Origin of the sequence: Apibacter sp. ESL0404, assembly GCF_019469245.1 — a bacterium.
In the GTDB taxonomy this organism is placed as follows: Bacteria; Bacteroidota; Bacteroidia; order Flavobacteriales; family Weeksellaceae; genus Apibacter.
On the sequence record NZ_CP048267.1, the window covers coordinates 1,718,303 to 1,730,504 of the forward strand.

The window sequence follows — 12,202 nt, forward strand, 5'->3', positions numbered from 1 at the left end:
AGGGAATAATTCCCTTCTTATGTGTTTTCTTTAAATAGTAAATTTCAATTAATTTATATCTCTATTGCTAGTTATAGTAAGATCAGTTTCTTAATTTTGTAATATGAGTGCATTATATCTTCAATCTTCTATTGAATATGTTAAAGGTATAGGAACTGAAAAAGCGAACTTATTAAAAAAACAGCTTAATATACACTCATGCGAGGATTTACTTAATTATTTTCCTTTTAAATATGTGGATAAAAGTAAAATTTATAAAGTAAATCAACTAGGTTCTTCTTCTGCTGAAATTCAATTAAGAGGTAAAATAATATCTTTAAAAGAAACTACTTTAAATAAGAAAAGCAGATTGTCCGGTATATTTGAAGATAGTACCGGAAAATTAGAACTTATTTGGTTCAATGTAACGAACTGGTTAGTAAAAAGCATTCCTTTACATGAAGAAGTTTTATTATTTGGTAAAGTAAATTTTTTTAATGGAAAATTAACCCTTGCGCATCCGGAAATTGAAAAAATAAATGATGCAAAACTAGCTCCTATAGTTTTAGAACCAATTTATTCAAACTCGGAAAAATTACAAAAAAGAGGGATCAATCAACGTTTTTTTAAAAAATCAATTAGGGAAATTTTAGTCGCTATTGATGATCAAATAGAGGAAAATTTATCGCAAGAAATTTCAGTAAATTATAAGTTAATTTCTCGTAAAAAAGCTTATCAACAAATTCATTTTCCAAATTCTTACGTTGAATTACAACAGGCCGAATACAGGTTGAAATTTGAAGAAATGTTTTTTTTTCAACTTGGTTTTGGATTACAAAAAATTCATAGACAACGTATAAATTTAGGAAATCCTTTTTCTAATGTCGGACATCATTTTAATGAATTTTATAATTTTCATCTTCCGTTTCAATTAACAAATGCTCAAAAAAAAGTAATTAAAGAAATACGTAAAGACCTTAGCCGAAATATTCAAATGAATAGGTTATTGCAAGGTGATGTAGGAAGTGGAAAGACGATGGTCGCTCTCTTATCCATGCTTTTAGCTATTGATAATGGATTTCAAGCTTGTATGATTGCTCCCACCGAAATTTTAGCCGTTCAACATTATAAAAGCATTTGTGAATTGGTTGATGAAATGAATATTTCCGTACAGTTATTAACGGGATCAACTTCAACCTCGGAAAGAAAACTAATTCATCAAGAATTACTGTCGGGAAAAATAAATATATTGGTGGGTACCCATGCTTTACTTGAAGAAAAAGTACAATTTAAAAATTTAGGTTTAGCTATCATTGATGAACAACATCGGTTTGGGGTTGAACAACGCTCTCGATTGTGGGGAAAAAATTCTATACCTCCTCATATATTAGTGATGACAGCAACTCCTATACCGAGAACATTGGCCATGAGTTATTATAGTGATTTGGATGTATCTATAATTGATGAATTACCAAGTGGAAGGAAAGAAATTAAAACCTATCATAGAACAGATTCAAACAGGCTATCCGTTTTTGGTTTTCTGAAAAATGAAATTAAAAAAGGCAGACAAGTATATATTGTATATCCCCTTATAGAAGAGAGTGAAAGTCTTGATTATAAAGATCTTATGGATGGATATGAAAGTATAGTCAGAGATTTCCCAATTCCTGATTATCAAATAAGCATCGTACACGGGAAAATGAAACCTGCGGATAAAGAATATGAAATGCAACGATTTGTCAATAATCAGACGCAAATTATGATTGCTACTACTGTTATTGAGGTGGGAGTAAATGTTCCGAATGCAAGTGTCATGGTTATTGAAAGTGCTGAGAAATTCGGATTATCTCAATTGCATCAATTAAGAGGAAGAGTGGGTAGAGGTGCTGAACAATCCTATTGTATTTTGATGACCAAATCAGAGCTATCGAATGATGCTCAGAAAAGGATTAAAACAATGTGTGAAACAAACGACGGATTTAGAATATCTGAAGTGGATTTGGAATTAAGAGGACCCGGTAATATTTTAGGAACTCAGCAAAGCGGTACCATTGATTTTAAAAAAACAGATTTGATTCATGATAAGGTAATAGTATCATTATCTAAATCCTGTGTAGATCATTTATTACAAGATGATCCTGATCTTACAAAGGAAAAAAATCAAGCTATAAGAAAATTCTTCTTAAAATATCATAAGAATAAAATTAAATGGTCAAAAATTAGTTAATACTAAAGGGTATCTAGATAAGACTATTTTTGTCAGAATAATTCAAGCGCAAAAATATAAAAATAAATAAAGAAAATCCTAATAGTGAACTACCACCATAGCTAAAGAAAGGTAATGGGATTCCTACGGTTGGAAACAATCCTATGACCATTCCTATATTAATTAAAAAATGCATAAATAATATGGAAGCTAATGAATATCCCATAACTCTGGAAAATGCGCTTTTCTGTGTTTCTGCCAAATAATATATTCTTGCTATTAAACAAGTATATAACCCGATCAATAAGGCACATCCTACAAATCCCCATTCTTCACCCACGGTACAAAATATATAGTCTGTTTGTTGCTCCGGCACAAATTTACCTGCTGTAACACTTCCTTGTTTATATCCTTTACCCCAGAAACCTCCCGATCCTATGGCTGTTTTAGAATAAAGCAAATTATATCCTGCGGTATCTCTGTATTTTTTTTCTCCTTCGTATAGTACTAATATTCTTTCTTTTTGATGCTTGGGTAAATGCTCGAATATAAACGGTGAGGATATACTTATAACACTTGATATTAGTACAAATACTATGATAAATAAAATATTAAGGTGTTGATTCCATTTAATTTTCTTTCTAAGCAAGAATAATAATAGAAATAGTAAAAGTGTTAATATTAAAATAACGATCCATGATGGGACCCAGATGGAAGTTAGAAATAAAATCGCAAAATAAAAACCAATGATAAACAACCATCCCGTCATTCCTTCTCTATATAAAGCGATAAAATAAGCAGTAAACACTAAAATGGATCCAACATCGGGTTGCAGCAAAATTAATACTATGGGAATAAATATAATTAGAAATGCAATTCCTAATGATTGATTATTTTTAATATTAAAATTGGGAGAATCTACGTAATTAGCTAACATTAATGCTGTGGAAATTTTAGCTAATTCTACCGGTTGTAAACTGAAACCTCCAATTCGATACCAGGCTTTAGCTCCGTTAACATAGCTTCCAAACAATAAAACACCGGTAAGTAGACATAAGCCAAATAAGTAAAATAAGCCCGCAAAATTCTCAAAAAATTTAGGACGAACAAGAAAGGTTGAAATTCCTACTGTTAAAGATATTAACAGCCAGATGAATTGTTTAGTACCACTGGAACTATCAACGCTGTATATATTTGCGATACCAAATAAGGCTATAAGCAAATATAAAAATAACATTAAGCCATCTACTCCCCTAAAAATTTTATTCATTTTAATCACCAATAAAATTATCTAATTTTTTAGCTGCTTCTCCCTGATTAATTATATTTTGTATTAATCGTTGCTTTTCTTTTAAGGATAGTTTTTTATTCGAATTAATCTTATTTATACTATCTTTTAAAGCTTGAGGTAAATTATTTGGAACATATTTTCCTGTTCTTTTTAAATAATCGTTCCATTGTCTCAAATATTCATTACTGAAATCAGATTTTATGATGCTTTCCTCCATTGATTTTCTTTCAATGGTTCCGGTAAGATATTTTTCTGCAAGTAGAGAGGCCATGGGTCCGGCATAAGTTGCTCCAAAACCTCCATTTTCAACGACTACAGCAATTGCTATTTTTGGTTTATCTACGGGAGCTATTAAGACAAATATGGAATGATCTTTTCCATGAGGATTTTGCGAGGTACCTGTTTTTCCTTCCTGACTAAATGTATTGGTAAAAATCCTATGACCCGTACCCGACAAAACTACCATACTCATTCCTTTATTTACAATATCAAAATATTTTTTCTCGACTTTTACTTGTTTGGGTACAGTAAATTGAGGATCTGTTATCGGTTTTCCATCTATAGCTTTTACAATATGAGGGGTGTAAAAAAATCCTCTATTGGCAATAACAGCCGTATAATTTGCGATTTGTAATGGAGTTGCCAAAACTTCACCTTGCCCTATTGAATTCGAAATTATAGTATAGATATTCCATTTATCCTTTCCGTAACGTCTATTATAATAATTAGCATCCGGAATATTTCCTTTACTTCCCACTGCTAAATCATTATGCATAAATTCGCCGACGGCAAAACTTTTAACTATATCACTCCATTCATCAATGCTTTTTTCAATGTTACCCGGATACTTGTTAAGTATTCTTACGTAAGCCTCTGCAAAGAAATTATTACATGATTTTTGAATAGCTTTATCCATAGCTATAGGAGTATAAAAATATCCACAATGGCAACCTATCTTCCTGTTTCCATAATGAAAACCATGTTTACATATAAATGTTGTTTTTTCATCTATTACTCCCATTTGTAAAGCAGCTAAACCATTTATCAATTTAAAAGTAGATCCTGGAGGATATGCTGCTTGAGCCGCTCGATCAAACATTGGCTTATTCATAGAATCCATTTGAAGAGCATATATATGTTTATTCTTATCTCTTCCTACAAATACTGACGGATCAATAACAGGAGCTGAGGCCATAACCAATATTTCTCCATTATTGGGATCTAAAGCTACGATACCGCCTCTTTTATTAACTAACAATTTTTCTGCCAGATTTTGTAAATCATAGTCAATTGAGAGTGTTATATCTTTACCACTATGCATTTGCTGGTCATACTCTCCATCCTTATATGAGCCTATACTTCTTAATCTTCTGTCTTTTTGTATATATTTAATTCCTTTTATTCCTCGTAAATATTTTTCATACGATTTTTCTACTCCTGTCATACCAGCTAAATTACCGGGCATGTAATAGGACGAATCAGATTTTATATACTTTTCATTAACTTCATTAATATAACCCAATATGTTTCCTGCAGAATGGACCAAGTAATTTCTTTCTGGGGTTCGAACAATTGAAAATGCATTATATTTAAAAAGTTTTTCTTGTATTCTGGCTAAATCTTCACTAGTCAGACCTTTCATAAAGGTCATAGGAACCAGGTTATTGTAAATTTTCTTATTTGATTTAATACTTTTGATTTTTTTTATAAAATCAGCTTTCGAAATATTAACTAATTTGCAAAAACCTAAGGTATCAAAATTTTTTTCCATCTGGGATTGGGTAAAAGTTAACTCATAGGAAGGAGTATTTCCTACTAATATTTTACCGTTTCTGTCCATTATATATCCCCGTAATGGAATTTGATATTCTGCTTTTATTGAAGTATTTGCTGCGTTAAGCTTATATTTTTCTGTAAATAATTGTAGGTAGGATATACGCGCGATAAACAGTAACGCTAAGAAAATCAACACCCCTATTATAATCTGAAATTTTTTCACTATCCAATCTTATTTTTAAAGAAAGCGTAAATTATAATGATAAATAAAAATGAAAATACTGATGTTATAAGAGCGTCTTCTATTACATCTAATATCATAGATATTTTAAAACTTTCTAAAATAAAAAGACTTAAATGATGAATTAATATAATTATTATTATATACGATAGTAATTGAAGGAAATTTAAATCTGAAAAGTTTAATATTTTCATTTCTCGATCTAAATCTGAGATATATCGAAGTACTGTATTTCTTATATAAGAAATTAATACGGATGAGAAAGCATTAACGCCTCCGGTATCCATAAAACAATCAATTCCAAATCCCAAAAGGAATGAAAAAATTAGAAACAGATAATTAAAAGATTTGTCATATGGATAAAAAATGATCCAAATAATATATATGATAGGATTATATTTATGGAAAAAATAGATGTTATTAAATACAAAAACTTGCAATAATAGTAAGATGGGAATTAAGATGAGATTTATTAATGTGTATCTGTTAAGCATTATTAATTTATAGAATCTTTCAAACTTTTAATTTCTTCTCTATCCAGTTTATCCACTACATATACTTTTTGTATATTTCCCATATCTTGAAATAATTCAATTGAAATATTCCAATTACCGGTCTCCTCATCTATGGATTTACTGCTCACTCTTCCAATTAATATACCTTCAGGATATATTTTAGATTTTCCATCCGTCTCAATAGTATCTCCTATCTTTACACCTACATATTTAGGTATATCTGATAAATGCATGATTCTGGGATCTTCTCCCTGCCATAATAATGTACCGTAATATTTACTTGATTTTAATCTGGCATTTATCCTGGTATTCCTATTAAGAATGGAAATAACTTTGGAATAATTCTTCGTACAATTGATAATCATTCCTACAACTCCGGTTGAGGTAACAACGCCCATTTCCGGACTCACACCTTGATCTGTCCCTCGATCTATAATTAAATAATTATTTGACCTTGTAATTGAGTTTGATATTATATCAGCAGTTGTATAATAATATTTTTGCTTATATTTTGTAGAATCTAACATAGCAAAAAACTCAGGCTTAATTTTTCCCGTTTTTCCTAGAAATTTATTTCTATATTCTTTATTCTCTTCTATTAGACGTTCATTTTCCTTTTTGAGATTTATATAGTACGTTAAATAAGATATTTTAGAATCTACATAACCGGTGAATGAAATTATTTTTTCTTCTAGTATCGAATTATGATAAACATTTCTGTTAAACGTAAAAAAAAGAGCTAATATCTGCAAAAATAGAAATAGCAGGAATCTACTATTTTTTGATAGAAAATTTATCAATACAGACATTAATAAGTTTTATCTTAAGAATAATTTATTATTTGATTAAAAAATTCTCAAATTTTTCAATATTTTTTAGTGCAATTCCAGTACCTCTCACAACTGCTCTCAATGGATCGTCAGCTATGAAAACAGGTAACCCTGTTTTCCTTCCTATTCTTTGATCGAGACCTCTAAGTAAAGCCCCTCCTCCTGCTAAATATATACCGGTATTATAGATATCTGCAGATAATTCCGGAGGTGTTCTTGATAAAGTTTCCATAATAGCATCTTCGATTCTTAAAATAGATTTATCTAGAGCTCTGGCCATTTCTTTATAATTTACCATAATTTCTTTAGGTTTACCGGTAATTAAATCTCTTCCTTGAACTGGTAGATCTTCAGGCGGATTATCCAGTTCTTCAAGTCCTGAACCAACCTCCATTTTAATGTGTTCTGCTGTTTTTTCTCCGATAAACAAATTATGATGAGTTCTTAAATAATATAAGATATCATTATTAAATACGTCTCCTGCAATTTTAATAGAGTTATCACAAACAATTCCTCCCAAAGCTATAACTGCTATTTCAGTAGTTCCTCCCCCTATATCTATAATCATATTACCTTTAGGCTGTGTAACATCAATACCAACCCCTATGGCTGCAGCCATAGGCTCATAAATTAATTTTACATCCTTAGCATTTACTTTAGCTGCAGAGTCTTTTACTGCTCTTTTTTCAACTTCTGTAATACCTGATGGAATACAAATAACCATCCTCAATGAAGGATTAAAAATTTTTCCTTTTATTCCCGGAATTTGTTTTATAAATTCCCTGATCATATGCTCGGATGCGCCAAAATCAGCTATAACTCCATCTTTTAGAGGTCTAATAGTTTTTATATCATCATGCGTTTTCCCCTGCATTTGCTTAGCTATCTCTCCGACTGCAATAGGCTTCATGGTCCTTCTATCTATAGCTACTATAGAAGGACTGTCTACTACTACTTTATTATTATGAATGATTAGGGTATTTGCTGTACCCAAATCAATTGCTATTTCTTGTGTAAGAAAATCAAATAATCCCATTTAACTTTTAAATAATTGTACTATTTGGTTGAATAAATTCTCGAAAAAATTATAAAAATACTTTCCTCAAACTTTTAAGTTTTGCAAAGATATAATATCTTTATTGAAAATGATATATTAGTTAGAATATTTTTATTCAAGACTTTCTATCCGTTATTTAATTTTTACATCATACGGCATTAAGTACATTATTCCTTGATTACTTTCTATATTTTTAATTTTTTGATATAATTTATAATGATCCTTACCTAATTCATATTTTATAAGATTATCTATTACACCCGATTGATTCAATTCATTGGCATCAGAGGTAAACATATTTACTATAAGATCCCATTTGTTTTTTTCTTCCGGATAGGATACTAAATTGTAGGATGTTACCCCTGCTTTTTTTGCAGCATATTCAACAGCCTCATTGAATCCTCCGATTTCATCAACCAACCCCTTTTCTAATGCATCCCTTCCGCTCCATATTCTACCTTGTCCCACCGAATCTACTTGAGCATAGGTCATATGTCTACCCTTCATTACTTCATTAATAAATTTGTTATATGTTATAGTAATCCCCTTATTCATTATACCTTTAAATCCTTGAGATGTTCCCTGGGTAATTGAATAATAATTTGAGTTTGCATTTGTGGAAACATAGTCTGAAGTAATACCAATAGTATTGGCTAATTTTTTAACATCCGGGATCATACCTAAAACGCCTATGGATCCTGTTAGTGTATTATCTTGGGCATAAATTTTATCAGCAGCCATTGAAATATAATAGCCTCCGGATGCTGCTATATCACTAAATGAAACTATTAAAGGTTTTTTCTTTTTAAGCTCATATAATTCATACAAAATTTCAGCTGATGCATTAGCACTTCCACCAGGTGAATTTACTCGTAAAACTACCGCTTTTATATCATCATCATTTTTTATTTCATTAATAAGATTTATAAATGTTTTGGAGTAAATCTCTGAGTCTCCTTTACCTGTATATATTTGTCCGGATGCATATAATATGGCTATTTTATCATTAATAAACGAAACATCTTCAATAATTTCTTTATATTGTTCCAAGGATATTTTATTAATGGAATCTTCATCCGACAAACTTAATCTCTTTTTAATTAAATTATCATATTGAGACTCATAGATCAACCTATCTACTAAATTATTTGTATATGCTAATTCCGGAATAAAACCATATAAACTATCTACAGATTTATTAAAACTTTCATTAGTGATTTTCCTTGACGAGATTATATCTGATGATATTTTATACCAAAAGTTCTCTAACAAATTTTTTAACTGATATCTATTCTCTTCTGAAAGATTATCCCTAAGATAAGGTTCAACGGCTGATTTATATTTACCGTGCCTTAAAACTTCAAAATTTACTCCAAACTTTTGTCCTAAATTTTTATAAAATAAGACTTCTGCAGATAAACCCGCTAATTCTATACTTGCATTTGGATTAACGTATAGAGAATCGGCCACAGAAGATAAATAATATGATCTTTGATCACAATCATTACTATATGAGTATATAAACTTTTTACTTTCTTTAAAATTTAGCAAGGCTTGACGAATTTCTGCTATTTGTGAATATCCGGAATTTATATTGGATAATTTAAGACTTATACCTTCTATTTTTTCATCTGTTTTAGCTTGATTTATTACTTGTAAAATATCTTTTAAATAAACACGCTTATCATTATTTAAAAGTGAAATTGATGCTTCTTTATCATTTGGGGATTCCAAAATAGGATTATTTAGATTTATTTCTAAAATTGATTTATCTTTAACAACAAATTTAGATGGAATAAATGCTATAATATTTATTAAAATCAAGCCGAACACAACTATACTCGTTAATAACACTATACCAACAATGGTTGCCAAAACTTGAATGATAAATTTTTTCATTTCTTTCTATTAACAAATAATTAATTAGTAGATGAATAATGTCGTTTTGTTACTGGGTAGCAATTTAGGAAATAAAAAAAATAATATAACATTAGCTTTAAATTTAATAAATATTAAAATTGGACCAATTTTAAAAAAAACCAAATTAATTGAATCCGAACCTGAAGATTATTTTTCATCAAATAATTATCTAAATATTGGAATTATAGTTAGAACCAATTTGTCACCCATAAAACTTTTAAAATCAATTAAAGAAATTGAAAGATCATTAGGCAGAATTAATGACAGTTATTTAAGCGGAAAATATGAGGATAGGACTATCGACATTGATATAGTTTATTTTAATTCAATAAAATATTTTTCAAAAATCTTAGGGATACCACACGCTTCACACATATCAAAAAGAAGTTTCTCAAAAAAAATTTTATATGAACTGGTTTAATATATTTTTTTATTTAAAAAATTTTGATAATTTTACAACCTTCAATCATTATGTATTAGGAGAAGACTTAATATACTTACTAATTAATTATAGTTATGAATAAAAAATGTATTCTATTTTTACTTGCAGTTATTTGTACATGCATAAATGTACAAGCTCAAAATGTAGATAGTAGTAATTTCACTGATGATTATGTTAAATTTACTAATGAACAAAAGCAATTTAATGACTGGTCTGTATCTATATATGGAGGTGTTCCCTGGTTAGTAACATCTGATTTTACCTCTATAGATAATGGTGCATCTAGTAAATGGAGAGTTGGGTATGATTTTCAAGCTTCAATAAATAAACAAATTTCACATGTCTTAGGATTAAGTTTATTAGGTCAATTTGGTGAATCTAAGCAAGGATATGGTTCTAATAAAGTTGATGCAAAAACAAATTATTTTGCTTTAAGCATATTAGGTGATTTAAATGTTTCATCTTTATTCAGAAGAATTGATAACAGATCTCCATATAGATGGGCTCTACATACATATGCTGGTGTAGGAACAATACAATATAAAGCTAAAACTAAGTTCTTAGAAAAAGGTTCAACCGTCTATGAAACTATGGCGGACCAAGATATGGGTTTAAAATCTTTATTTGCTCAGCTAGGTACAGGCTTAACATATAAAATAAATAAAAGATGGGATGCATCTTTAAGAGCTATGTATGTAATTACCGGTGATGAACTATTTGATGGATCTGGTAATAACGGACATTATGCCGATTTACATAAAGGTAATAAATCCGATAACTTCCTAACAACATCTTTAGGGGTAACCTATAAAATTGGAAAACATAATGAATTTTTAGGTTGGGTTGATCCATTACGTGAAATGTTTACAAAAATCAATGATGTAGCAAGTCAACAACAACTAGAAGTTTGTGTATTTGGAGATAAAGATGATGACGGAGTTTGTGATGATTGGGATAGAGAATTAGACACTCCTAAAGGTGCTCGCGTTGATGGTTCCGGTAGAGCTTTAGACGTAGATATGGACGGCATTATTGACCTATATGATAAATGCCCTACTTTCCCTGGCCCTGCAACAAACGATGGATGTCCTGAGCCGCAAAAACTTGCTGAGGATGCTATTAATCCACTTATTGCTACTATGGGAGGTATTCAATTTAATCTTGATTCAGACAAAATTCTTTTAGAATCGCAACCTATTTTAGATCAAGTAGCTGATATTATAATTAAATACGGTCAAGGTACAAGATTTTTAGTTGAAGGACACACTGATGCTAGAGGAACAGATGCTTACAATCTTAATCTTTCAAAAAGAAGAGTAACTTCTGTGATTAAATATTTAGTTTCTAAAGGTGTGCCTCCTTATCAATTAACAGGTAAAGGTATGGGATTCACTAACCCTAAATACCCTGAATGTAAACCTGCTTCTAAATGTCCTGAATGGAAAAATAAAGAAAACAGACGAGTGGTTTTCAAATTACTTGATTCTGCAGAATAAAATAAATTAAAGATAAATAAAAAAGGCCTCTTAAATATAAGAGGCTTTTTTTATTTAAAGCTATTTAAAACTTACCACTTTTTAAGATATATTTTCAGTTTCTATTTACTATTAGCTCTTAAGTATTTAATATAATTTTTAAAGCTCTATAACCAACTTATAAAGCTTGATTTTATAAATTTATAATTTAAACATTTTAACTTAAATAAAACTATTACATTCAACATTCAGTTTTGACCTGTATTAGAGTATTATATTTTAATAAAATTTAATTCATTACTAGTCATAAATGATCTTTAAATCTATTTTATTGAAATATGATCATTTTTAAACGTTTATAAATAAAATTATAGATTAAAATAATTTTTAGAAAGCCTTTAATTAATATGATACTAATAGTGTATCTATAATTTAAGCCGATTACTGTATATCTTGTAAATTTGACAATT

At 29.5% G+C, this 12,202-nt stretch carries 8 protein-coding genes; 3 read left to right on the forward strand and 5 right to left on the reverse strand.

What is annotated here, in order from left to right:
* The first annotated feature begins 103 nt into the window (after positions 1–103).
* Positions 104–2,206, forward strand: a complete 2,103-nt coding sequence (gene recG / locus GYM72_RS07265; RefSeq protein ID WP_220263944.1) for an ATP-dependent DNA helicase RecG — start codon at positions 104–106, stop codon at positions 2,204–2,206.
* Between the two features lie 13 nt (positions 2,207–2,219).
* Here recG and GYM72_RS07270 read toward each other — a convergent pair whose 3' ends face one another.
* From GYM72_RS07270 to sppA, 5 genes are all read right to left on the reverse strand, one after another.
* Entirely contained in the window at positions 2,220–3,455 is a 1,236-nt protein-coding gene (locus GYM72_RS07270) for a M50 family metallopeptidase (protein WP_220263945.1), read from the reverse strand.
* A gap of 1 nt (position 3,456) precedes the next feature.
* Entirely contained in the window at positions 3,457–5,475 is a 2,019-nt protein-coding gene (locus GYM72_RS07275; RefSeq protein WP_255571475.1) for a penicillin-binding transpeptidase domain-containing protein, read from the reverse strand.
* A 514-nt stretch (positions 5,476–5,989) separates the two neighbouring features.
* On the reverse strand, positions 5,990–6,817 hold the full coding sequence (gene mreC / locus GYM72_RS07280; RefSeq protein WP_160564284.1) for a rod shape-determining protein MreC: 828 nt from the start codon (positions 6,815–6,817) through the stop codon (positions 5,990–5,992).
* A 28-nt stretch (positions 6,818–6,845) separates the two neighbouring features.
* Complete coding sequence (locus GYM72_RS07285) at positions 6,846–7,874, reverse strand: rod shape-determining protein (protein WP_055425343.1); 1,029 nt, start codon at positions 7,872–7,874, stop codon at positions 6,846–6,848.
* 153 nt (positions 7,875–8,027) lie between these two features.
* Complete coding sequence (gene sppA / locus GYM72_RS07290; RefSeq protein ID WP_220263946.1) at positions 8,028–9,794, reverse strand: signal peptide peptidase SppA; 1,767 nt, start codon at positions 9,792–9,794, stop codon at positions 8,028–8,030.
* 31 nt (positions 9,795–9,825) lie between these two features.
* On the opposite strand from sppA, the gene folK reads away from it, so the two are divergent.
* Positions 9,826–10,236 carry a 2-amino-4-hydroxy-6-hydroxymethyldihydropteridine diphosphokinase gene (gene folK, locus GYM72_RS07295; protein ID WP_220263947.1) on the forward strand — a complete coding sequence of 137 codons (411 nt, stop codon included), beginning with the start codon at positions 9,826–9,828 and terminating at the stop codon, positions 10,234–10,236.
* 95 nt (positions 10,237–10,331) lie between these two features.
* Entirely contained in the window at positions 10,332–11,753 is a 1,422-nt protein-coding gene (locus GYM72_RS07300) for an OmpA family protein (RefSeq protein ID WP_220263948.1), read from the forward strand.
* Positions 11,754–12,202: the final 449 nt, after the last annotated feature.